This is a genomic window from Anabaena sp. UHCC 0204 (assembly GCF_009711975.1).
Classification (GTDB): domain Bacteria; phylum Cyanobacteriota; class Cyanobacteriia; order Cyanobacteriales; family Nostocaceae; genus Dolichospermum.
Genome location: NZ_VIKW01000004.1, coordinates 152,407 through 178,656 on the forward strand (window position 1 = coordinate 152,407; position 26,250 = coordinate 178,656).

Annotated in this window: 12 protein-coding genes; 9 read left to right on the top strand and 3 right to left on the bottom strand. The window is 40.7% G+C overall.

Annotated elements, in window-relative coordinates; translation table 11 throughout:
- Positions 1-433 precede the first annotated feature (433 nt).
- The 5 genes from FJR04_RS05010 to FJR04_RS26065 all read left to right on the top strand — a co-directional run bounded on the left by FJR04_RS05010 (position 434) and on the right by FJR04_RS26065 (position 18,952).
- The gene (locus tag FJR04_RS05010; RefSeq protein ID WP_168492361.1) at positions 434-715 is read left to right on the top strand and encodes a type II toxin-antitoxin system Phd/YefM family antitoxin; all 282 of its coding nucleotides are present in this window, start codon (positions 434-436) and stop codon (positions 713-715) included.
- A complete protein-coding gene (locus FJR04_RS05015) occupies positions 708-1,031 on the top strand; it encodes a Txe/YoeB family addiction module toxin (protein WP_079290402.1) in 324 nt (107 codons plus the stop codon). The genes FJR04_RS05010 and FJR04_RS05015 overlap by 8 nt, the downstream gene beginning before the upstream one ends.
- Before the next feature lie 401 nt (positions 1,032-1,432).
- Positions 1,433-9,418: a phytase gene (locus tag FJR04_RS05020; protein WP_168492363.1), complete on the top strand. Its 7,986-nt coding sequence runs from the start codon at positions 1,433-1,435 to the stop codon at positions 9,416-9,418.
- A 247-nt stretch (positions 9,419-9,665) separates the two neighbouring features.
- Entirely contained in the window at positions 9,666-12,389 is a 2,724-nt protein-coding gene (locus FJR04_RS05025) for a bifunctional metallophosphatase/5'-nucleotidase (RefSeq protein ID WP_168492364.1), read from the top strand.
- A gap of 428 nt (positions 12,390-12,817) precedes the next feature.
- The gene (locus tag FJR04_RS26065; protein ID WP_254445199.1) at positions 12,818-18,952 is read left to right on the top strand and encodes a choice-of-anchor I family protein; all 6,135 of its coding nucleotides are present in this window, start codon (positions 12,818-12,820) and stop codon (positions 18,950-18,952) included.
- A gap of 121 nt (positions 18,953-19,073) precedes the next feature.
- Here the strand turns inward: FJR04_RS26065 and FJR04_RS05040 are convergent, their stop codons facing one another.
- Genes FJR04_RS05040 through FJR04_RS05050 form a run of 3 tightly spaced genes read right to left on the bottom strand, consistent with a single transcriptional unit; the run spans position 19,074 to position 20,612 of the window.
- The gene (locus FJR04_RS05040; RefSeq protein ID WP_168492366.1) at positions 19,074-19,496 is read right to left on the bottom strand and encodes a hypothetical protein; all 423 of its coding nucleotides are present in this window, start codon (positions 19,494-19,496) and stop codon (positions 19,074-19,076) included.
- The gene (locus FJR04_RS05045; RefSeq protein ID WP_168492367.1) at positions 19,489-19,935 is read right to left on the bottom strand and encodes a Panacea domain-containing protein; all 447 of its coding nucleotides are present in this window, start codon (positions 19,933-19,935) and stop codon (positions 19,489-19,491) included. Before FJR04_RS05045 ends, FJR04_RS05040 begins: the two co-directional genes overlap by 8 nt.
- Before the next feature lie 23 nt (positions 19,936-19,958).
- On the bottom strand, positions 19,959-20,612 hold the full coding sequence (locus tag FJR04_RS05050) for a Uma2 family endonuclease (RefSeq protein ID WP_168492369.1): 654 nt from the start codon (positions 20,610-20,612) through the stop codon (positions 19,959-19,961).
- 246 nt (positions 20,613-20,858) lie between these two features.
- Here FJR04_RS05050 and sat point away from each other — a divergent pair, with 246 nt between their 5' ends.
- The 4 genes from sat to FJR04_RS05070 form a co-directional block, all read left to right on the top strand.
- Complete coding sequence (sat, locus tag FJR04_RS05055) at positions 20,859-22,040, top strand: sulfate adenylyltransferase (RefSeq protein ID WP_168492371.1); 1,182 nt, start codon at positions 20,859-20,861, stop codon at positions 22,038-22,040.
- Between the two features lie 77 nt (positions 22,041-22,117).
- Complete coding sequence (locus FJR04_RS05060) at positions 22,118-24,238, top strand: caspase family protein (protein ID WP_168492373.1); 2,121 nt, start codon at positions 22,118-22,120, stop codon at positions 24,236-24,238.
- Positions 24,239-24,292: 54 nt separating this feature from the next.
- Positions 24,293-24,880: a Uma2 family endonuclease gene (locus tag FJR04_RS05065; RefSeq protein WP_168492375.1), complete on the top strand. Its 588-nt coding sequence runs from the start codon at positions 24,293-24,295 to the stop codon at positions 24,878-24,880.
- Between the two features lie 379 nt (positions 24,881-25,259).
- Positions 25,260-26,250: beta/gamma crystallin-related protein (locus tag FJR04_RS05070; protein WP_254445200.1), on the top strand; the 991-nt coding region annotated here is incomplete at its 3' end.

The window sequence follows — 26,250 nt, forward strand, 5'->3', positions numbered from 1 at the left end:
GTGAGGAGAGGGAACAGGGAACAGGGAACAGTTTCAACTAACTATCTGGTTCAACTATCTGGATATCCTCAATTTCCCAGATCCGACAAGGAAAAATGGGCGTTGCTGATTAACGGTATGAATTTTAGTCTCACGCAAAGGCGCAAAGACGCAAAGGTAAGAGTTTTCAAGGTTCAATTTAGGAATTTCATACCTCTAAGATACAAGGTTGGGTTGACGTTAGGAAACCCAACATTTATAAGCATTTGTTGGGTTGCGCTGTCGCTTAACCCAACCTACCAAAATCCTTAACCGAACAGTATTGACTTACATATCATTTCCCGTTTTTGCTTGTAACCCTAAATACTTATTTTTTAATGTATAAATAAAGGCAATTTTGACAACAAAAATAGAATATTGTACAATATAGTTGTACAACTTCTTAAAAAAGAGAATGTTAAGCAAAGAAACCACTTACTCTCAAGCAAGGTTGAATTTAGCAACTATCTTAGATCAGGTGTGTGATCAACGAGAAATCGTAGTAATTAAACGTCGTAATGAGAAAAACGTGGCGTTAATTGCCGAAGATGAACTTTCCAGTTTATTAGAATGTGTTTATTTATTAAGATCACCTAAAAATGCTAAACGTTTATTTCGGGCTTTAGAATGGACACAAACAGAAACGGAAACTCCTCAAACATTGGCTGAATTAAAAGAGGAGTTAGGAATTGAGTAGTAAGAAAAAAAAGCCAGATACTCATAATGAAGAAAAAGAATTATCTGGTTATTTTCCTGTTTTCAGTCCTGATTTTAAAGCAGATTTGGCTTGGTGGTATAATCATGATAGAAAAAAAGGAGATAAGATATTAGATTTAGTAGCGGATATTCTTGATGGTCAACCGTTTACAGGCTTAGGTAAACCTGAACCTCTTAAATATATTGCTCCTGATACTTGGTCACGACGCATTGATTTAGAACATCGTTTGGTTTATAAAGTAACACAAAATAAAGTTTATTTTTTACAAGCTCGTTATCATTATGAATCAGATTAAAATTAAAATCAAAATAAGAATCGTAGTGGTAATCTTATCAGGTATTACAGGTAGGACGGATATGGAAAATGACCACGTTGAATTTTAATGCAATTGCACGATCAAGAATAGCAAAGAGTTCTACTTTTTGTTCCCATACCAGATTTCGCGCAAAAAATCTAGCGATCGCAATCTCGATCAAAAAATTCCTCCAAAGCTGTTACTGTTATCACTTGTCCAGTGCGTGAGGTCAAATCAGGCATTTAACAGCTTATGAGAAGCTTAATCAGGACTTAAATAAATCTCAACAATAGACAATAATATCTTAACTTTCGACTGATATGTTAATGCCATGATCTGGAATTTATAATTACCAGATTTTCTTTACTCAAGCCAACTCTGCATTTACTTGAGAAATAAAAATGGCATCTACCACAGTCCGCTTTTCCCAATTTAATGCGTCCCTAAATCGCAACACAGAAGGTCAGTTACTCACTGATTTATCTACCCCTAACAACGCTCAAGCAAAAACAGTTGCGGAAATTATTCAACGCAACAACCCGGATGTATTACTAATTAATGAATTTGACTATTCCCCAACAGCAGTAAATCTTTTTAGACAAAATTATCTCCAAATCAGCCAAAATGGTGTTGTACCAGTTAACTACCCCTACTTTTATATTGCTCCTAGTAACACAGGTATTGCTTCCGGTTTTGACTTAAATAATAATGGTACAACAGTTACAACTCAAGGCACAACAGGATACGGTGATGATGCTTTTGGCTTTGGGAATTTCCCTGGACAGTTTGGGATGTTGTTACTTTCTAAATATCCCATTGATACCACTAATATTCGCACCTTCCAAAATTTCTTGTGGAAGGATATGCCAGGAAACTTATTAACAAATGACCCAACTTTAGATAATTCTACTACTGCAATTGATGAAAATTTAAACGGTTTTTATTCACCGGAAGAAATTAACGTTCTGCGCTTATCTTCCAAGAGTCATTGGGATGTACCTATTCAGGTAAATGGGGAAACCGTTCATGTTCTCGTTAGTCACCCGACACCACCCACCTTTGACGGAACTGAAGACCGCAACGGTAAACGCAATAGTGATGAAATCCGTTTTTGGGCAGATTATATTACTCCCGGTAAAGGTGATTATATCTACGATGATGGGGGAAAAACAGGTAATCTTCCTAGTGGTTCAAGCTTTGTAATTATGGGTGATCAGAATGCTGATCCCTTGGATGGTGATAGTTATAACAATGCCATTCACCAACTGTTACTGAATCCCAGTATTAATACCAATGTTATCCCCACAAGTTTAGGCGCTCCTCAACAAGCTACCTCACAAGGTGGGGCAAACACCAGTCAAAAAGGCAATCCTGCTTTCGACACCGCAGACTTTAATGATACTGCTCCTGGCAACCTGAGAACAGACTATGTACTCCCCTCCACAGACTTACAAATTAGTAATTCAGGAGTGTACTGGCCTAGCAATACAGATGCAAATTTCCCCTTAGTAGGTACATTTAACTCTAGTCTTCCCGGTGGTTTTCCTAGTTCTGACCATCGGTTAGTATTTGCAGATGTACAAGTTGGCGCAACAAAAGCAGGTAAAACCGTTGTCAGTGCAGAATTTACAGGACAAAAAATCTTCAATACAGGATTTATTCCCACTGGTGCAGCACAATCAATTAATGGAGTGGATGTACCTGTTGGTGGGTTGTCTGGTGTAACCTATGATGCGGCTAATAATCAATATTATGCCATTGCCGACGATCGCTCATCCAATGCCCGATTTTACACTTTTACTCTCGATCCTGTCACTAACGCAGTCACGTTTACTAAGGTTGTCCAACTCAAGGATAGCAATGGTAATCCTTTTGCAGCCAATAGTCTTGACCCAGAAGGTATTGCATTAACTAAAAATGGGACAGTGTTTATTTCTTCTGAGGGAGAAGTTAGTGCTAATCGTGTTATTGATCCTTTCATCAAAGAGTTTAACCTGACGACCGGACAGGAGATTAAATCACTCGCTGTTCCCACTAAATTTAAACCGATTTTTAACGACCTGAACAGCAATGGTGTTTTAAATCCCGGTGAACAAACATTAGGGATACGGAACAACTTAGCATTTGAAAGTTTAACAATTTCACCCGACCAAAAAACCCTATTCACAGCGACAGAAAGCGGTCTATTTCAAGATGGTGCAATTGCTACAACTACCACAGGCGCTCGTTCTCGGATTATTCAATACAATTTGGTGACAGGACAACCAGAGAAAGAATATCTCTATGTTACTGACCCCATTGCTATAGCACCTAACCCTATTACTGGGTTTGCTGATAACGGTTTGGTAGATTTACTAGCAATTGATAATCGTGGCACTCTGTTGGCTTTAGAACGTTCCTTTGCTGTTGGACAAGGAAACACCATCAAAATCTATGAAATTAGTCTCCAAGGGGCAACAGACATCAATACAATTGATTCTCTGAGTGGGTTAAGTAGTGAACAATTAGCAGCAATTCAACCAACCCAAAAACGCCTAATATTGAATTTGGATTCCTTGAATTTGCCGAATAGTGACGGAAATCACCCCACAGGAACAGACAATATTGAAGGTTTAGCTTTTGGTCCTAAATTGGCAGATGGTAGTCAATCCATTGTTTTGGTGAGTGATAATAACTTTGGTGCTACCCAATTTACTCAAATTATCAACTTGAGTGCAGATGTAGTTCCCACAGTCACCCCTATTGTAGAAACCCGTCCGGCGCTTTTAGATGATGATAGTTTACCTTTTAGTCAAAGAGCCGATGCTGATGATCCGGCAATTTATGTAAATGCTACCGATTCTAGCAAAAGCCTAGTTTTCACCAGCGTCAAAAATGGTGGTTTGCGGATTTATGATTTAGCTGGAAACCTGTTGCAGACCATTAATCCTAGTAATCCAGATATTCGTTACAACAACGTTGATTTGCAATATGGGTTTACATTAGGTGGTCAGAAAATTGATATTGCTGTGGCGAGCGATCGCAACAATGATAAACTAGCCATCTTCAAAATTAACCCCAACAGCACAAATGGCAATTTCCTAGAAAATATTACTGATAGCAATGCAGCCACAATTTTCCAAGGTCTACCTTTTGCTACTCCTTATTCTGAATCTACTCGCAGTGCTTATGGATTAGCAATCTATCGCAGTCCCGTCACCAACGATTACTACGTCTTCACCAGTCGTCGTCAAACTGGAGATGTAGCCCAACTCAAATTAGTAGACAAAGGCAATGGTACAATCGGTTACGAGCTAGTGCGTAACTTTACGATTCCTGCCCCTACCACACCAGACGCTTCAGCCCAAACAGAGGGAATGGTTGTAGACCAAGAAACAGGATTTCTGTACATTGGTCAAGAAGATGTAGGGATTTGGAAATTCAAAGCCGAACCCAATGGGGGAACAACCGGAACATTAATTGAGAAAGTCAAAGCCGAAGGTGGCAAAAATCTCATCAATGACGTTGAAGGCTTAACAATTTACTACGGTAAAAACGGTACAGGATACCTTTTAGCCTCAAGTCAAGGCGATAACACCTTTGCAGTTTATACCCGTGAAAGCAACAACGAATTTTTAGGAAGATTTGGAGTTGGGAACAATGGAGGAATTGACAGCGTTCAAGAATCCGACGGTGCAGATGTTATTAACTTGCCCTTGGGTCCGAACTTCCCTTATGGTGTATTTATCACCCAAGATGGCTCAAATGATCCCGCCACCATTGTTGATGATGAGAACATCAGCAGCAACTTTAAGTTAGTACCTTGGGAAAATATCGCCAATGCTTTCCCCACTCCCCTAAACATAGATACCACCAGCTATAATCCTCGCACTCCTCAACCTAATTTTGTTGATTTAGAGTTGAGTCAAACTGCAAATGTCACTAACCCAGTTGTAGGACAACAGGTAACTTTTACCTTAACCCTTTCCAACAAAGGTTCTCTACTGGCTAATGGCATTAAAGTCACAGATTTGTTACCACAACAATTAACTTTCATCTCTGCGACACCACAACAGGGAACTTACAACAGTCAAACTGGTGTTTGGAATGTGGGAGAAATTGCTGGTAACACCACCCGCACCCTGACAATTAACGCCAAAATCGCCCAAAGTGGTGCAGTGATTAACAAGGCCGAAATTACCGGACAAAATCAATCTGACTTTGATTCTGTTGCGGGTAATAACAACGCCCAAGAAGATGACCAAGTTTCAACTACTTTAAATATTGCTTCTAATATGGTGACACTCAAAGGTTTTGCTTCTCTTCCTGCTGATACCTTCGCTGCTGGACCCGCATCCGGTTCTGCATTGACTAACCCTACAAATGGTCGCCCTACACCTTTCAATGGTCAACCAGTACAAGGTTTTAGTGGTGTGCAGTTTGCACCTGATGGTGGTGGTTCTGTATTTTGGTTTTTAGCAGATAATGGCTTTGGGGCGAAAAATAATAGTGCTGATTTTCTCTTGCGACTTTACCAAGTTGACCCCAATTTTGCTGGTACAGAAAACGGTAATGGTAGTGTAGCAGTTCAAAGCTTTATTCAACTCTCTGACCCCAATAAATTAATCCCCTTTGATATTGTCAATAAAAACACAGCCAACCGTGAATTGACAGGGGCTGATTTTGATGTAGAGTCCTTTGTCATTGATGCTAAAGGTGATATTTGGGTCGGTGATGAATTTGGAACATACTTACTGCATTTCAATAGTAATGGCGTTTTATTAGATGCACCCTTCGCTACTCCTAACCCCGTCCAACTAAATACACTCAACGGTCAAGATCCTATTGTGATCGGACATCGTGGTGCTAGTGGAGAACTACCAGAACACACAATTGAAGCCTACCGACTGGCGATTTTACGCGGTGCAGACTTTATTGAACCAGATTTGGTATCTACCAGCGATGGTATATTAATTGCCCGTCATGAACCCAATCTCATCAATACTACTGATGTTGCTAGTCGTCCCGAATTTGCTAGTCGGAAAACCACGAAGATAGTAGATGGTGTTGCGGAAGAAGGTTTCTTTGCTTCTGATTTTACCTTGGCAGAAATCAAAACCCTCCGCGCTATTATGCCTCAAGGTTTCCGTGATCAAGTTTACAATGGTCTTCTGGAAATTCCCACCCTGAGTGAAATCATTGATTTACTCAAAGAAGTGGAAGCACAAACGGGTAAGAAAATTGGTATTTACCCAGAAACCAAACACCCCACTTTCCACGATAACTTGGGTTTGTCACTGGAAGAAAAGCTCCTTACAGTCCTTAATGAAAAAGGCTTCACAGATCCAACACGAGTCTTCATTCAATCCTTTGAAGTCAGTAATCTTAAAGAACTGAATACTCTCACCAATTTGCCCTTGGTACAATTGCTTGATGCTTATGATGTGGCAAATGATGGAACATTGATATATCAAGATGTCAATGCTCGTCCTTACGATTTTACCGTCGCAGGTGATACCCGCACCTATGGAGATTTACAAACTCCAGCAGGTTTAGCGGAAATTGCTGCTTATGCTGATGGGATAGGTCCTTGGAAACGGATGATTGTGTCCGTGAAGACGGTAGACAATAATAATGATGGTCAACCTGACGATTTGAATAATGATGGTGTCATTAACGATATTGACAAAGTTACCCTAGCACCCTCCAGCTTAGTTGGTGATGCTCATAAAGAAGGTTTGGTTGTTCATCCATACACATTCCGGAACGAGAGTCAATACCTGGCATCAAATTACAACAACAATCCTGAATTGGAGTTCCGTCAATTCATTAATTTGGGTGTAGATGGTTACTTTACCGACTTCCCAGGGACAGGTGATTTAGTCCGTGATCAGATTACTGGTGATGAAGTACGATCGCCCCAAAATCCCACTGTGCTTTCTACTCCTAAATTTGATACACTCACAGGCAAAGCACCCATTGTGATCGGACATCGTGGTGCAAGTGGCGATCGCCCAGAACATACAATAGAAGCCTACAAATTAGCGATCGCTCAAGGTGCAGATTTCATTGAACCCGATTTAGTGGTAACAAAAGACGGTATCTTAATTGCCCGTCACGAACCCTTATTAGCCGTCGCAGTTCTCAACACTGATGGCACAATTCAACGGGATGCCAATGGTAAACCAGTTATCAATACTACTGACACCAGTACCGATGTTTATTTGCGTGACAAATTTGCCGATCGCCTGACAATCAAAAATTTAGATGGTCGCAATGTGGCAGGTTGGTATGCGGAAGACTTTACCCTAGCAGAAGTTAAAGAATTAAATGCGATTGAGCGGATTCCTGCTTTACGTGGTACGGCTTTCAACAACGACGGGCTAAAAGTACCCACTCTGGCAGAAGTAATTGATTTGGTGAAACAAGTCGAACAAGAAACAGGACGCAAAATCGGTATTTATCCTGAAACCAAACATCCCACTTTCTTCCAACAACAAGGTATCAATACTAGCCAACTATTGGTAGATACCCTTAAAGCCGAAAACTTTACTGATCCATCCCGGATCTTCATTCAATCCTTTGAAGTTGCTAACCTCAAGGCACTTAACAACACGATTATGCCCACAGCAGGGATTGATATTCCTCTGGTGCAATTATTTGGCGGTTCAGGTCAACCTTATGACTTTGTAGTTGCTGGTGATACCCGCACCTATACCAATCTTTCCACCCCCGCAGGTTTAGCGGAAATTGCTACTTATGCCCAAGGTATTGGACCAAATAAACAGCGGATTATTCCCCAGTTGACGGTAGATGCCAATAATGACGGCCAGGCTGATGATTTGAATGGTGATGGACAAATTAGTGATGGCGATCGCGTTTTAGGCACACCTACAACCCTAATTCAAGATGCCCACACAGCAGGTTTAATCGTCCATCTCTACACTTTAAGAAATGACGAGTTCTTCCTTCCCGATACTTACAAAAACGATCCTGGTGCGGAGTTCCGTAGATTCATTGATTTGGGCGTAGATGGTTTCTTTACCGACTTCCCCAAAACAGGGCGACAAGTTCTAGTTAATGATTACCTTGCTGGTACAGGCTACGCTAATCCTAACGCCAATCTTAACAGTCCTTACTTCTCCACTTCTCCCAACTATTTCGATCCTAATCAACCCTACTACGGCGACTTAGTAACAGCCAATCTGAACCGTTCCCAAGGCTTTGAAGGCATGGCATTTAGTCCTGACCGTCAAACTCTTTATCCTCTGCTGGAAGGGACTGTTGTCGGCGATCCTATTGGCTCATTACGGATTTATAAATTCGATGTAGCCAGCGAAAGCTATCAAGGATTAGTAGGACGTTATCAATTAACAAATCCTAGTAATGCGATCGGTGATTTTACCCCCATCAATAACAACGAGTTTCTAATTATTGAACGGGATAACGGACAAGGTAGCACTGCGGCTTTCAAGAAAATTTTCAAAGTTGATTTTAGCAAGATTGATGCTAATGGATTCGTCTCCAAAGAGGAAATTGCCAACTTGCTGAATATTCAAGATCCCAACGATCTCAATGGTGATGGCAAAACTACTTATGATATGCCATTCCAAACCATTGAAGATGTCTTGGTACTGGATAGCAAAACCATTTTAGTTGCCAATGATAACAACTATCCCTTCTCTATTGGTCGTCCCCCAGCGATTGATAATAATGAAATCGTTGTCTTGGAACTAGACAAACCCCTAAACCTCGATTCTCGTTTAGGTGTATCTGCCGCTATTGCGGAAACCGCCCAAGTTGTTGCAGGTACAACTGGCATAGATGATCTATTTGTCAATGGTGGAATTGACGGCATCAACGACATAGTATTTACTGGTGCAAGCAATGACACAATAGATACCGTTTTTGGGGCAAATTCTCCATTCTCTGGCAACAACAACATTGATGCTGGTAGTGGTAATGATAGTATCTTTGTCAACAAAGGCGATCGCGCTTTCGGTAGCGATGGTAATGACATCTTTGATGCTAGAGATGGTAAAGGTGGCAACCGGATGTCTGGTGGTGCTGGTGATGATACCTTCTTCCTCGGTAGCAATGACCGGGCTTTAGGTGGCGATGGTAACGACAAATTCTATGTTGTCCTCGGTGGTGGCAACCTGCTATCAGGTGGTGCTGGTGCTGACCAATTCTGGATTGTCAATGGTGAATTACCCAAAGCTGCTAATACGATTCTTGACTTCCAAATCGGTACTGATGTCTTAGGTATTTCTGGTCAAGGCGCAGGTTTTGACTTTAGTGATCTAACTCTCAATGGTAATAGTATTGCGATCGGTACAACAACCGTTACTACTTTAAGTGGTGTCAATACCTCAAGTTTGACTGCTGCTAATTTCGCTTTTGTATAAAATCAGCAAGTCCTAAATAGACCTCTTGCAAAATTATTGTAGGGACAATTCATGAATTGTCCCTACAACAGTTTCAGGTGATACCTACTTAATTACCGGAGATGTTGAATATCATGATCTAAAAAATAATCTGCGTTTAATTTTTCCTCTAGAGACCTTAATAAATTTAACTATTTACCTATACTTTCTTAATTCTATCTTAAGTTATTTATTCAATCCTAGTTCTAAAAGGTTTTGAGGTGATCCCATGACAGATTTTAGACTGCAAATTCTCCATGCTTCTGACCTAGAAGGTGGTGTAAATGCAATTTCTGATGCACCTAACTTTGCAGCAATTGTTGATAGCTTAGAAGACTCAGTTGACAACTCTATTACCCTATCTGCGGGAGATAACTACCTAGCTGGACCATTTTTTAGCGCCGCAGGAGATATAACTTTCCGTAACAGTGGCTTATTTAATAATATCTACAATCAACTTTTCGGTTTACCCAATGCAACCATCAATAATAGCTATAGTAGTTTAAGAGAAGGTAGTGGTCGAGTTGATATCTCAATTATGAATATCATTGGCTTTGATGCCTCTGCCCTTGGTAATCATGAATTTGATCTGGGTTCGGAAGTTTTAAGAACCATTATAGAAGCAGAATATCGGGGTGCAGGTTTAGCCGATGATAGATGGGTAGGCACTCAATTTCCTTACCTATCCGCTAACTTAGATTTTGCCGCAGATAGCAATTTATCTGGTTTATTTACTCCTAATATTCTCCCTAATACAGCCTTTCAAACAAATCCCACAGCGTCCCTAGCAGGAACAACCACCCCAAAAATTGCCCCGGCGACAATTATTGAAAGAGGTGGTGAAAAAATAGGTGTAGTTGGTGCTACCACCCAATTATTAGAAAGTATTTCTTCTCCCACCGGGACAAAGGTACAGGGAACAAAAGCAAATGATATGGATGCCTTAGCTGCTATTTTGCAGCCTGTGATCAATCAATTGCAAACCCAAGGCATTAATAAAATTATTGTAGTTTCACATCTGCAACAAATTGCCCTAGAACAACAACTAATTACCAAGTTAAGGGGTGTAGATGTAATTATAGCTGGTGGTTCTGATACTATCCTGGCTAATGGTGATGATAATTTGCGTTCTGGAGATACACCGACAAATACCTATCCCATCGTCACTACTAATGCAGATGGAGATCCCGCAGTTATTGTTAGCACTGATGGCGAATATTCTTATGTAGGAAGATTGGTAGTAGATTTTGATGCTAATGGCATTTTAGTAGATGCTAATGGTAGTCCTCTGGATGAAGTCAGTGATTTAGATTTAGTAATTAATGGTCCAGTTGCGACTACAGAGGATCAAGTAATTGCTTTATGGGGTAGTACAGAAGCTGCTTTTGCTGAAGGGACAAAAGGTAATCTGGTTAAACAGCTAACCGACGCTGTTGAAGGATTGGTTGCAGTACAAGATAGTAATGTTTTTGGTCGGAGTGAGGTATTTATCGAAGGTCGTCGAGAACAGGTAAGAACCCAAGAAACAACTTTGGGTAATTTGTCTGCGGATGCTAATTTGTCCTTTGCTAAAACGATTGATGCTACTGTGCAAGTATCCATAAAAAATGGCGGTGGTATTCGGGCAGCTATTGGTGAAGTAGATGCAAATGGAACACTTCTTCCTACCCAAGAAAACCCTTTTTCTGGTAAGCAAACGGGGGAGATTTCCCAGCTAGATATTCTGGATAGTTTGCGATTCAATAATGGCTTATCTTTGTTGACTGTAACCGCAGCAGAATTAGAGCAAATTTTAGAATATGGTGTAGCTGCAACTGCTGAAGGTGCGACTCCTGGACAATTTCCCCAGGTTAGTGGGATTCAGTTTAGTTTTGACTCCAGTCAACAGGCTATTGTCTTTGAACGAAATGCCAATGGTAGAGTGACTGGTGTACAAACAGAAGGCGATCGCATTCGTAGTTTAGCTATTGTTGATCCTAACAATGGTCAAGTCTTAGATGTAATTGTGGAAAATGGGCAGTTGGTAGGAGATGCAAATCGGCAAATTCGCCTAATTACCCTTGATTTCTTAGCAGGTGGTGGTGATAACTACCCATTTCCTGAATTTGGTGAAAATCGCGTTGATTTAACCCAACCTAATAATGCTACTAGAACTGGTGTTGCTACCTTTGCTGCGGATGGTTCGGAACAGGATACACTAGCTGAATTTTTAGCTGCAAACTTCCCCATAGGTGGGAATAAAACTTTCAATATTGTGGAAACACCCCCAGAAGGAGATACCAGAATCCAAAACCTCAATTTCCGGGAAGATACGGTTTTAGGCGCTCCTGGAGAACTCGTTTCCGGAACTCCCGGTGCAGATATATTGATAGCTGGAACTGACTTTAATGGTATCCGTGATATTGTCTTTACCGGTGCTGGAAACGATGAAGTAGACCTAGCAACTGCACCTATTTTAGGGCTTGCGGGTAAGAACAATGTTGATACTGGTAGTGGTGACGATATTATTTTTGTTAATAAGGGCGATCGCGCTTTCGGTAGCGATGGTAATGATACCTTTGATGCTAGAGATGGTAAAGGTGGCAACCGGATGTCTGGTGGTGCTGGTGATGATACCTTCTTCCTCGGTAGCAATGACCGGGCTTTAGGTGGCGATGGTAACGACAAATTCTATGTTGGCCTCGGTGGTGGCAACCTGCTATCAGGTGGTGCGGGTGCTGATGAATTCAGGATTTTTAATGTTGAACCACCAAAAGCCGCTAATACTATCCTGGACTTCCAAATTGGTGTTGATAAAATCGCTATTTTAGGCTCTACTGCATCCCAATTCAACTTAAATCAAGTTGGTGGTGATACAGAAATTATCTTTGGTAGTAACATCATAGCGATTCTGATTGGAGTTCAATCCAATAGTTTGAGTTTAACAAACCCTAACCAGTTTATTTTGAGTTAATTCAAAACCATCTCAATATTGTAGCCAAATTCAAAAATTTCTTGATTCGTAGTAGGTTGGGTTAAGGCACGCAACCCAACGCATTTGTTGGGTTTTGCTCCGCTCAACCCAACCTACACAAAAATGGCGAAGGTATTGCATCTGATAGAAATTAAATCTTTGTTTTCTATCATTCTTGTAGAGACGTTCCATGGAAAGTCTCTACTAAATTCATCCTTGGTTTTAGCAACGCCAGAATTTTTAAACAGATACCAATTATCACAGGAAAACTTTTTCAGCAACACTGATGCTGGCAAAAATAATCCTTTAAATAATGTTTTGATAATGTCCACTTATCAGCATCTTAACCTATTTAGTGAATCCTACTAGATAGGATATAACCAATTATTTGTATGTGATTTTCTAAAATCACAGGGAAAATTTAAATTATGGCACTAACAACAGGAAATATCGCATTTGTTGGATATAATGCAGATGGTAATGACAACATTGCTTTTGTGGCATTAGTTGACATTAATCCCGGTGAAGTAATTATTTTTGAAGATAACGAGTGGAATGGTACGGCTTGGGTTGATACAAACGAAGGTGCTTTTAGTTGGACAGCCACATCTTTAGTCACCGCAGGAACAATTGTCCGCATTGATAACATTGGTAGTGGAACAATTACAGCCAACCAGGGAACAGTCATAGATGCTTCTGTTCTATCACCATCACGGGGTACAAATCGCGGGATTAGTGCAGGTGATGAAGTGATCTATGCTTATCAGGGAAGTGCAGCTTCACCCACCTTTATTACAGCGATCGCTAGTGGCGGATTTAATGCTACTAATGGATTACTAACCAATACAGGCTTAACGGCTGGACTGAATGCGCTGGATTTATCTACTTTAGATGATGATGCCGATGTAGCAGCCTTTAATGGCGATCGTAGTGGACAGGCTAACTTCTCAGCATATTTGCCAATTATCAATAATCCTACTAATTGGATTGTTCAAGATGGTGGAGGGGATCAGAGTATTGATACTATTGCCCCAGATGTACCATTTAGTAGCACAGCATTTACATTAGGTGCAGTATCCAATGCTGGCATTACCCTGAATCAGACCGGTGGTTCAACCAATGTCACCGAAGGTGGCGCAACGGACACCTATACAATCGTTTTAAACAGTCAACCAACCGCAGATGTCATCATTGCCTTAAACAGTGGCACACAGGTGACAACCAGTACAAATTCCCTCACCTTCACTGCTGCTAATTGGAATGTGGCGCAAAATTTGACAGTGACGGCGTTTGATGATGCCGTACTAGAAGGTTCTCATAGTGGTGCAATTACCCACAGTGTCACCAGTGCAGATGCTAACTACAACGGATTGGCAATATCAAACGTGACTGCAAACATCACTGATAACGATGTTGCCTCCCCTGCCAATTTCACCATGCAAATTACCGAATATCTTTACAGTGGTGCAGATGGCGAATTTGTGGAGTTGACAAACCTCAGCCCTAATGCCATTGATCTGACTGGTTGGAGTTACTCTGATAGTGGGCGTAACCCCGGCTCTTTCTCCCTGAGTGCCTTCGGAATTGTCCAACCAGGGGAATCCGTCATTTTTACAGAAACTGCTGACGTTGCTGCCTTCCGCACTGCTTGGGGTCTGGCGAATTCCGTTAAAGTTATTGGTGATTCAAACCCTGGACTCGGACGCGGCGATGAAATTAATATCTATGATGCCAGCAATGTCCTGGTTGATCGTCTCAGCTACGGTGATGAACTTTTCCCAGGTACTGTCCGCACCCAAGAATTTAGTGCTTCCACCGATAAAGCAAACCTCGCTCCTTTAGCAATTAATCCAAATTGGCAACTTTCTGCTGTTGGTGACACTCAAAACTCCCGTGCTTCCGTTGGTGGTGCTGTTGGTAATCCCGGTACTTACAATGCCAATCTAGTTGTTGCACCCACTGTCAGAATTGTGGAAAGTGGTGGGACAACGACTGCTACAGAAGGTGGGGCAACGGATTCCCTAGTATTTGTCCTTTCTGTCCAACCGACGGCCGATGTCACTATTGCCTTAAACGGTGGCACACAGGTGACAACCAGTACCAATTCCCTCACCTTCACTGCTGCTAATTGGAATATTGCCCAAGTGGTGACAGTAACTGCTATAGATGATGCAGTTGTGGAAGGGAATCATGTAGGGACAATTACCCAAACTGTCACCAGTGCCGATGCTCAATATAACAATATTCCCATTGCCCCAATTACAGTCGCCATTACTGATAACGACTTTGGAGTATTACCAACAGTCAATCTTTCTGTCAGTAGTAACACAACTTCGGAATCTAGCCGCAATCAAATCACCGTCACAGCAACAGCTTCGGCGGCGGTATCAGGTAATCAAACCGTTACCTTAAACGTAGGGGGAACTGGGATTACTCCTGGTGATTATTCTGTCTCTACCAGAACTTTAACCATTCCTAATGGTCAAACTACCGCCACAGCTACCTTTGTCGCCACTGATGATGGAATCGCGGAAGGAACAGAAACTGCTGTATTAAGCCTCAGTAACCCAGCTTCAGGAATTACTCTGGGTACAACCACCACCCAAAATATCGCTATTACCAATAATAATTCGAGTCTTCTTACCAAAATTGGTGGTTTCACTAGCAGCAATGGTGGCGAAATTCCGGCTTTTGATCCCATTAGCGATCGCCTATTTGTGGTTTCCGGTTCTGTAGTCGAAATTCTCAATCTCGCTAACCCCGCTAACCCTACGAAAATCGGTGATTTGGCATTTAATACCACGGGTGATCCTGATGGGACAACTGCCGGTGGTTTTGCCCTGATTCCCAACAGTGTCGCCGTCGGTAAAGCGGGGACTGTGAGTGCTGGAATCGTGGCTGTAGCGATCGCTATTACCAATCAAACCACGGCTGATAACAATCCAGGGGAAGTTCAGTTTTTCAATGCCACAACCGGTGCTTTTATTAGTAAGGTGAATGTGGGCTTTTTGCCAGATATGCTCGCCTTTACCCCCGATGGCACAAAGGTTTTAACTGCTAATGAAGGTCAGCCTAACGATGCCTATACCACCGATCCTGTCGGTTCAGTCAGCATCATTAACTTAGCTGGTGGTGTTGCGACTCCTAGCGTCCAAGAAGCATCCTTTACTCCCTTCAATAGCCAAATTGATGCCCTCAAAGCTTCAGGCGTGAGAATCTTTGGACCGGGTTCATCAGTTGCCCAAGATTTAGAACCAGAATATATTACCTTTTCTGGCGATGGTACAAAAGCTTGGGTAACGCTGCAAGAAAACAATGCGATCGCTGTCGTAAATGTCGCCACAGCCACAGTAGAGTCAATTTTGCCTTTAGGTGTCAAAGATTATAACATCACCTCTAATGCCTTGGATGCGAGCGATCGCGATGTGGATGGTACTTCTGGTGGTGGTGGAAAAGTCAATATTCAAAACCAGCCCGTAATCGGATTATATCAACCCGATGCGATCGCCTCTTACACAGTTAATGGTCAAACCTACTATGTCACCGCCAATGAAGGTGATACCCGCGACTATGACGGTTTTAGTGAAGAAGCCACCGTTTCTAGTCTCAATCTTGACCCCATAGCTTTCTCTGATGCAGCTACCCTCAAACTTCCTGAAAATTTGGGTCGTTTGCTAGTTACGAAGACCTTGGGCGATACTGATGGCGACGGGGACTATGATCAACTCTATACCTTCGGCGCTCGTTCCTTCACAATTTGGGATAGTGCTGGTGAACGGGTTTATGATAGCGGTGCAGATTTCGAGCGAATTACGGCTGCGGCTTTACCTGGAAACTACAATTCCAACAACGATAGTAACAACTTCGATAATCGCAGTGATAACAAAGGACCAGAACCAGAAGGTGTAGTTATTGGAGCGATCGCAAATCGCATATATGCTTTCATTGGTTTAGAGCGTGTCGGCGGTGTCATGGTCTATGAAGTCACCAATCCCAACTCCCCCCAATTTGTCCAATATGTCAATACCCGCGATTTCAGCGTTAATGCTGCTTCCGGTTTAACTGATTCAGGACCCGAAGGACTAGCGTTTATTTCTGCAAACGACAGCCCTAACAGCAAACCTTTGTTAGTTGTTGCTAACGAAATTAGCAAAACTACTGCCATTTTTGAAGTCAATACACCGACTCGCATTAGTGACATTCAAGGTACAAGTCATACATCACCTTTTGTCGGTCAAGTGGTAACGGCAGTTCCCGGTATTGTTACTGCTGTAGATTCCAATGGGTTTTATCTCCAAGATCCCCACTCTGACACCAATATTGCCACATCTGAAGCTATCTTTGTCTTCACCAGTAGCGCCCCTACGGTTAAAGTTGGTGACTCCATCACTGTCACGGGTACAGTCAGCGAATTTACTCCTGGTGGTGTCAGCACAGGGAATTTATCAACTACTCAGATTGGTGGCAATCCCACAATTACCATCCTTTCTAGTAATAATTCTCTACCTGCTGCCACTATTATCGGTGCGGGGGGACGGATTCCACCTACACAAGTCATTGACAACGATGGACTGACATCCTTTGACCCCACCACTGACGGGATTGATTTCTTTGAATCTCTGGAAGGAATGCGCGTCACTGCCAAAAACTTAGTTGCAGTTAGTCCTACCAATCGTTTTGGGGAAATTTACGCCGTTGTAGATAATGGTGTGGGAGCAACAGGTTTAAGTCAACGTGGCACAATCAATATCTCACCCAACGACTTCAACCCCGAACGCATTCAAATTGATGCCGACAATGGGGTGTTTGATTTTGCTTTCCCCAATGTCAATGTTGGGGCTAAGTTGGGGGATGTAACGGGGGTAGTGGGTTACAACTTCGGTAACTTTGAAATCATTCCTACTCAAGCTTTTGTCAGCAATATTCAGCCTTCTACCTTGCAACCGGAAGTAACGACTCTGAATAAGGGTGGTGATACTTTGGTGATTGCTAGTTACAACGTCCTCAACCTTGATCCTAATGATGCTGATGCTGATACAGATATTGCCAATGGTCGGTTTACAGCGATCGCCCAGCAAATTGTCAATAATCTCAAAACTCCTGATATCATCGGTTTGCAGGAGATTCAAGACAATAGCGGTAGTACCAATAATGGCATTGTCAGTGCCAGCGTCACCTTACAAACTCTCATTGATGCGATCGTTGCCGCAGGTGGTCCAACTTACAAATTCATTGACAATACTTTCATCACCAACAACACCAATGGCGGAGAACCAGGCGCAAACATCCGTAATGCCTACCTCTACAATGATAGCCGCGTTAGTTTAGTAGCAGGCTCTGTCAAAACCATTCCAGCATCTTCCTTTACAGCTTTTACAGACACCCGACTACCTCTAATTGCAGACTTTACTTTCAACGGTGAAGAGGTGACAGTTGTCAATAATCACTTCTCCTCTAAAGGCGGTAGTAGCCCCCTGTTCGGAGTTAATCAACCCTCAGTTGGTGGTGAATCTGGAGGGAATGGACAAGAAAATAACAGCATTAACGGCTCTTTAGATCAGCGTCGCGCCCAAGCTGAAGCGGTGAAGGATTTTGTGGATTCTGTTTTTGCCACAAAACTCAATCCTCATGTGGTTGTTGTGGGTGATTTAAATGAATTTGAGTTTATTTCTCCTTTAAGCATTCTCGCAGGTGGCAACCTTACCAATCTTTCTAATACTCTGCCAGAAAACGAACGTTATACCTACATTTTCGATGGTAATTCCCAATCCCTCGATCATATTTTGGTGAGCAATAATTTGGGTAATTCCGCCCAAGTGGATATTGTTCACATTAATAGTGAGTTTGTAGATAACGCCCAAAGAGCCAGCGATCATGATCCCATCCTAGCTGCTCTGAAAATAACTCCTAGCACTGCTCAATCGTTAATCGCTGGTACATCTGGCAATGACGATATCTTAGCCTTTAGGGGTCAAAGCTTTGATGGCAAACAAGACATCCTCTTTACAGGTGCAGGAAATGACATTGTAGAGATCACTACCGTATCCGCATTTACAGATGCAGGTAACAATAACATTGATCTTGGTAGCGGTGATGATACTGTTTTTGTCAACAAAGGCGATCGCATTTTCGGTAGTGATGGTAACGACACCTTTGATGCTAGAGATGGTCAAGGTGGCAACCGCATCTCCGGTGGTGCTGGTGATGACCAATTCTGGTTAGGGAGCAATGACAGGGCTTTAGGTGGCGACGGGAATGATATCTTCAGAGTTAGTCTAGGTGGAAGTAACTTGATTTCCGGTGGTGCTGGTGCTGATCAATTCTGGATTGTCAATGCTGAATTACCAAAAGCTGCTAATACCATTCTTGACTTCCAAGTTGGTACTGATGTCATCGGTATTAATGGTGCTGTCAGTTTAGGCATCACGACATCAACACTCAATTTAAATCAAATTGGTGCTGATACCACGATTGTCTTCAATAATCAAACTCTCGCTGTTCTCACTGGCATTCAAGCCAGCAGTTTGAGTCTGACTAATACTAACCAGTTTCTCTTTGCTTAACCAGCATTTAGAAGTTTAGCTATTAGGTAGGGGTGGGTTTTTTAATCCGCCCTTTCCGAGCGGCAAGTGATAGGTAAAAATTGGAAATTCACAGAAATTTAACTACGTTAAAAGTCATTAATTAACTATGGTCGTAAAGAGTAAAATTCCTATCTAGCCAAATAACATAAAATATAGTTCCATCTCTATAGCCAACCATTGGTTTCATACCAGAGAATCGAAAAGCAATAAAATTTACATCTTCTGTAATAAAATTAGGAATTGGTGCTTTGATAGCATCTCTAGAAATTTTCTCATAACCAAGTTTATGTCTATCTTGCGACTGTATTTGACTCCAAGTTAATTTACTCAATCTATATAGTTTTAGTGAAAATGCAGCTTGATCATCTTTTTCACATTTTGTTATGCAATATTCACCTTCTAGATAACGTAGAGAAAATATTGGAGGTTGCTGTTCTGGAGGAATTTCTTGTTTATCAGGTGGAGTAGCTAGTTTATTTCCTCTTTCCTTTGTCGGTGGTTTAAATCTTTTTTTACTACTCATTTGCAATCACAAGCTGAGTCTTAAAGTGTTTCTTGAGAGCTTGATGACCGATAATTAGATTATCTTGACGTGCATCTTTCCAAGGTTCTTCCTCATGAATTAAACTTAATAATTTCCATGCAGAAAACTGACCATAAACAGCATATACTTCATCTAGTAGTTCACGAGTTTGCTGATCATATTTTGAAAAATCAATATCTTCAGGAATAGGAATAGCGTTAGCACCATAATCTTTATATATATGATAAGCTTCAGGCACTACAGGTCCATGTGTCCAAGCCTCTATAGATTCTGAAAATAAGGGTTGATCATACAATGCTAAATGAAACCCTTGAGCATAATAAAGTAACTTTTGCAGCTTGAGATTAGACATTAAATCCCCTGCATCTTCATCCGTCTGAGCTAGAAAATATTTAGCAATATCATGACAATTGAGCATACTTAATTCCTTCCATCTTTAAATTAAAAACTACTTCCACCAATCTTTATTACAAACTCCTCTAATGCTTGCACAGTTCCTACTTCCCAAGCGCGTGCAACTGTAGCAGGAATAATTTGCGTTACAGGAATATAAGGAAAAATGCTACTGCTATCAGATTTAATATAATTTCCATCACTGAATAAATAAATAGCCAGCTTCCCATCATCATAAATCCATAATTCAGGAACACCTATAACTCGATAAGCTTCCAAAGTTGTTTTAGAAGTTACATCTATTTCTATAGCTAAATCAGGTGGCGGATCATTTATTTCTAATCTCCGCTTATTGATCATTATTTGGTAATTTTGAATATAAAAACACGCATCTGGTTCTACAGCGGCTGTATTTTCCCCCTTGAAAGTTGTTGAACCAAAAGGTTCGTATTTTTTGCCTATCTGTTTCAGTAAGATTTTGACAATATCAGAAATTAAGTCTTTGGGCTTTTCGTGTTCAGGTAGGGGAACCATGATTTCTAGAGTAAAATTACTGTACGCAAGTCGCGCAGCCCGCTTTTCTCCCAGTTCTTGCAAAATCGTCTCAAATTCTTGCCAACTGACATCTTGAATAGTCACGACACTACCCGGTGCTAACTGCATTTGGCTAACGGGTTTCATGACAAGGGATAAAGTAGTCATACTTCTAAGCCTGAAACTGCCTTAGTTCCAGATTAACTTAATTAGAGCAATTCAACTTAGAACAAGCAATATACCTGTCATTCTTAGTATTAGCGGTAATAAAATACACCTCTTTTAACAATCTCACCCTTTCTGACAGGCGAATGACAACTAAAAACTAAAATTTCACAGAAATTTAACAATGTGTACCAAGAATTTGATAACTTAGTACATAGTTCGCAACAAACAATTTAGGGAAAAATTACGTTGAGTTACCATCCAGATGCCATTGCCCCCCACGGTGGAGAGTTAATTAACCGGGTTGCTTCCTCAGCACAAAGAGAAATATTTCTCTCTAAGGCTGACTTTTTGCCGCGTGTGGAACTTGATGAGCGAGCAGTTTCTGATTTAGAAATGATTGCCATTGGTGGTTTTAGTCCTCTCACTGGTTTCATGAACCAAGCAGACTATAACCGAGTAGTTACAGAAATGCGGTTAGCTAACGGTATTGTCTGGTCAATTCCCATTACACTGTCTGTAACTGAAGCAGTAGCAGCACCTTTACAAACAGGCAGTTTAATCCGCTTAGATAACCCCAATGGTGAATTTATTGGGGTATTGGAACTGACCGAAAAGTATACCTACGACAAACAACACGAAGCCATTAATGTTTATCGCACTGATGACGCTAAACATCCTGGGGTGCAGGTAGTCTACAACCAAGGTGCTATCAACCTGGCTGGCGATATCTGGTTATTAAATCGTGATTCTCATCCCCATTTTCCTAGCTACCAAATTGATCCCGCTGCTTCACGGGAAATGTTTAGAGAAAAAGGCTGGAAAACAATTGTTGGTTTCCAAACTCGCAATCCTATCCACCGCGCCCATGAATATATTCAAAAGTGCGCTTTAGAAACTGTAGATGGTTTATTTTTACACCCATTGGTAGGGGCAACTAAAGAAGACGATATTGCCGCTGATGTGCGGATGCGTTGTTATGAAATTTTGTTAGAACACTATTACCCTTTAGATAGAGTAATTTTAGCAATCAACCCAGCAGCGATGCGTTATGCTGGACCTAGAGAAGCAATTTTCCATGCTTTAGTCAGAAAAAATTACGGCTGTACACATTTTATTGTGGGACGTGATCATGCTGGTGTAGGCGACTACTACGGCACTTATGACGCTCAGTATATATTTGATGAATTTGCCCCGGAAGAGTTGGGGATTGTGCCGATGAAGTTTGAACACGCCTTCTACTGCACACGCACCAAACAAATGGCTACAACTAAAACCAGTCCTAGTAAACCAGAGGAACGGGTTCACTTGTCTGGGACAAAGGTTCGGGAAATGTTACGTCGGGGTGAGTTACCACCTCCAGAATTTTCTCGTCCAGAAGTAGCAGCAGAGTTAACACGGGCTATGCGAATTTCACCTGTATTAGTTTAGATTAGGATTAGAAACTTTACTCTACAGACTTCAGCCTTTAAGCTATGAGCTAGTAGGCTGGGGTTTAACTGGTAATTATGAAACGGCGTAAATTTTTACACAAAATTAGCGGCTTATTAGCAGTGTTGGGAATTACTGAGGCTGAGTGGTTGACTTTAAGCGATCGCTATTACCAAGCTTTAGCACAACCTAATCCGCGTAAGTTGGCATTATTGATAGGGATTAATCAATATCCACACAGTCCCGCCCTTGGTGGTTGTGTAACTGATGTCGAATTGCAAACAGAATTATTAATTAATCGTTGTGGTTTTGCAGCATCGGATATTCTGACTTTAACTGAAGAACAAGCTAGTAAAGATTTTATTAAAGCGGCTTTTTTAGATCACTTGGGTAAGCAAGTGAAATTTGGAGATGTGGTGATTTTCCATTTTTCCGGCTATGGAACTCGCGTAAATTTGGGAACGGAAAAACTACAAAATGCCATAATCCCTGTTGATGAAGGGACAAAATCGGGAAATTATGTATTAGAAGAAATTCTGCGGTTATTATTGCGATCGCTCCCGACAAATCAAGTCACAGCAATATTAGATACAAGTTACTATTATCCTAGCGAATTAAAACCCTCTGGGTTGCGAATTCGTACCCGTCCAGAATTAGCACCCACAACCTTAGCAACAGAAGAATTAGAGTTAATCCAGCAATTAAAAAACCAAATATTACCTATTAACAGTACAACGGTTTTTAACGCGACATCAGAAGCAAATCAGCAAGCAGGAGAACTACTCTTTTCTAATTGGAGTGCGGGATTATTTACCTATGCTTTAACTCAATATTTATGGGCAACTACCCCAGCCAAAAAAGTACAAGTTCTTTTCTCTGCTATGGGTAGTTCTATGTATAACATGGGTGGGAAACAACAACCAAGTTTATTTAGTGAACAGAAAAACCCTCAAAATGCTTTAATTGTTGATTATTTTCCCATTGATAAATTTGGGGGTGTGGGCATAGTCAAAACAACAGAAGAAGATAGTAAAACAGTCAAATTATGGTTAGGAGGATTACCTCCGCAAGTGATCGCCAATTATAGTGCAAATTCTCTATTTACTCTTAATACAGGAGAAGAGTTAATTGTTAAATCGCACAGTGGCTTAATAGCTAAAGCCCAATTTACGAATAAAGAACTTATTAAGTTACCTCAAGTTGGAGAAATAGTTCAAGAAGCTATTCGTGTATTACCCCGCAATATTCATCTCAACATTTTCTTAGATCAGGGGTTAGAAAGAATTGAACGAGTAGATGCTACCAGTGCCTTTTCAGGTATTAGCCGGATTGCTAACATTGTCACCCCAGAAGAAACCGCTGATTATGTATTTGGTAAAGTTACCCAAACACCCAGCCGTTATGGTATTTTTTCCCTGGGTGGTGAACTAATAATTAATACTTTGGGGGAAGTTGGGGAAGCTGTGAAAGTAGCAGTGCAACGATTAACACCAAAATTTTCTACTTTATTAGCAGCAAAGTTATGGCAACTAACAGCAAATGAAGGAACTTCCCGTTTACCAGTTAGGGCAACTTTAGAGGTTATTAACCAAATTTTACCTCGTGTTGTCATGGTAAGGGAAACCGTGGGAATTGCCAGTACAGCTTATTCTGATCAAACACCCAGCTATCAAGGAATAATAGCTATTCCTAAAATTCCCGTAGGTAGTCGCTTGCAGTATAAAATCGAAAACTTTAGCGATCGCCCTATGTATTTAATCTTATTGGGATTAAATAATAATCAAAGTCCCTTAGCTTTTTACCCTTGGGAAGTTTTTCCAGAAACAGATATTCCTCCTACCAAACCCCAATTAAGAGAAATCCTCATTCCTCCCGGAAAAACCATCAAAATTCCAGACAATCAACTGCTATCAGGCTGGTTAGTTCCCACCCGTTCTACCTTTTGTGAACACCAACTTATTCTGAGTACAGCATCTTTTAAAGAAACTCTTACAGCATTAGCGATCGCTAAATATCCCACCACAGATCAACAAGCTATTAGTCCTCTAGTCAACCCATTGGAAGTCTCACAAGCCCTGTTACAAGACTTACATAACGCCAGTAAAGTGAAAACGGATATTAACGGTATTGCCACTGATACTTATATTTTGGATGTCAAAAACTGGGCAAGTTTGAACTTTAGTTTTCAAGTTGTTTAGATGATGAGAGATTTGAGATACAATAAATTCAATCTCTAAACTTGGGTTTAAATTATGACAATTACACTCATTGAACGAGAAGCAGAACCAATTTTAATTAGTGACTTAACCTGGAGAGAATTTAAAGCTGTTGAACAGCTAATTGAGCGCCCAGGGGTAAGGTTGTCTTTTTTAGATGGAGTCTTAGAGATTCGGAAAATGCCAGGCAAAAAACACGAAACTATCAAAGAAAGTATTGGGGCTTTACTAGAAATTTATTTAGAATTTTTGGAATTAGATTTTACTCCGACTGGTTCTGTCACCTTAGAAAGTGAATCTGGAAAAGTTAAACGCGAAGCAGATAAATCCTATGAATTAGGATTAAATAAAAAACGCCCTTATTTAGTGATTGAAGTGATTGTTAGTAGTGGAGGTATTAACAAACTGGAAGCATATAAACGGTTACAAATTCCTGAAATTTGGTTTTGGATTAATGATCAATTATCCTTTTATAGTTTAGGAAATGAAGGATATGAATCTGTTACTAAATCGCAACTTTTACCTAATTTAGATGCAGATTTATTGATGCGTTGTATTAATATAGAAAATCATGCTCAAGCACTGCGGGAATTTCGAGCAGGAATGAGGTATACAGATCAATGATAAAACTCTTGTATGCAGATATATTACTCGCTTTAATATATTTCATTCAGATGAAGGGTGAGAAATCTGGTTTACAAATAATTCATATAATCATCTATATAAATTCCGATAACTTATTGTGCATACGTAATTATACATATAAATGTCTGTGAGCTATAAATAGTCAGGGTTTTGATTTCCATTTTTAGCGTTAAGTCAATGCCATAAGGTATTGAAAGACAAAGATAATGTGGATTTTTTTGGCGGATATCCATAGAAATACATACTAATAAATGAATAAAATTCATCAACTCTTTAAGATAAGACACATTAAATCTGATACCTGGGCGCATAGAATGTTGTGTAACAAGACTACTAATCTTTACACGAGAGGGCATCTATGTTTGAGCTATCCTTAGACTCTCAACAATCAGGGACTATATCTACCCCCCTATACAACCATTTAGGTTTGAGCGATTATCAAGATCCGTTATCCGCTGTCAATCCCTCTAATTCTTCTCAGTTACTTCCTGTTCCATCGCCCATTATTGATACAGTTACTCAGTCAATTGACGCAAGTAAAAATATTCTAAGTGACTTAAGTAATAATTCTCACATCAATGAGATTTTGAATACTTCTTTTGGTCAGGATTATCAAAAGGATTTGGCTAATCAAATACTGACACATTTAGCACAAAATAATTTTACTGGTACACCAGATATTCAGTTGGTATCTACTCAATCTTTTAATGGAGCGTATGCAAAAGAGAAAAATACTATTTATCTATCTCAGGAATTTGTAGCGGCTAATTCGGGTAATGTTGGGGCTGTTGCAGGGGTGTTATTAGAGGAATTTGGGCATTATATAGATGGTCAAATTAATGTGGTAGATGCTGTTGGGGATGAAGGAAATATTTTTTCGCTTTTGGTGCGGGGGCAAAGTATTAGTGCTGGGGAATTATTATCACTAAAAACTGAAGATGATCATGGTGTTTTTGTTGTTGTTGGGTTAAGTGTTGGGATTGAGAAAAATGTAACCGTGTACGAACATGATAAGTTTGGTGGAGCGAAAGGAACTCTTAGTACAGGTTCTTATGAATTAGGCAATACTTGGTGGAATGATAAAATTTCATCTATTTCTATTGCCAAAGGATGGGTAATTAGAGGATATGAACATAGTAATTTTGGAGGGCAGGAAGTAGTCTGGACTAGCTCTACTAATTATGTTGGTAATAACTGGAATGACAAGATTAGTAGTCTGAGAGTGTATCAAACAGATATTATTTTGGGAAACAAGGTTGATTTTAATGGTGATGGTAAAACTGACTTTATCCGTCAAGAAAAAGGTGCTTTTGCTGATGATGCAGCCAGAATGTTAGAAACTTATCTTG

Excerpts from the sequence above, each read along its gene's own strand:
- FJR04_RS05010 (WP_168492361.1), top strand. The coding sequence starts at position 434 with ATGTTAAGCAAAGAAACCACTTACTCTCAAGCAAGGTTGAATTTAGCA.
- FJR04_RS05020 (WP_168492363.1), top strand. The coding sequence starts at position 1,433 with ATGGCATCTACCACAGTCCGCTTTTCCCAATTTAATGCGTCCCTAAAT.
- FJR04_RS05025 (WP_168492364.1), top strand. The coding sequence starts at position 9,666 with ATGACAGATTTTAGACTGCAAATTCTCCATGCTTCTGACCTAGAAGGT.
- FJR04_RS26065 (WP_254445199.1), top strand. The coding sequence starts at position 12,818 with ATGGCACTAACAACAGGAAATATCGCATTTGTTGGATATAATGCAGAT.
- FJR04_RS05040 (WP_168492366.1), bottom strand. The coding sequence starts at position 19,496 with ATGAGTAGTAAAAAAAGATTTAAACCACCGACAAAGGAAAGAGGAAAT.
- FJR04_RS05045 (WP_168492367.1), bottom strand. The coding sequence starts at position 19,935 with ATGCTCAATTGTCATGATATTGCTAAATATTTTCTAGCTCAGACGGAT.
- FJR04_RS05050 (WP_168492369.1), bottom strand. The coding sequence starts at position 20,612 with ATGACTACTTTATCCCTTGTCATGAAACCCGTTAGCCAAATGCAGTTA.
- FJR04_RS05060 (WP_168492373.1), top strand. The coding sequence starts at position 22,118 with ATGAAACGGCGTAAATTTTTACACAAAATTAGCGGCTTATTAGCAGTG.
- FJR04_RS05065 (WP_168492375.1), top strand. The coding sequence starts at position 24,293 with ATGACAATTACACTCATTGAACGAGAAGCAGAACCAATTTTAATTAGT.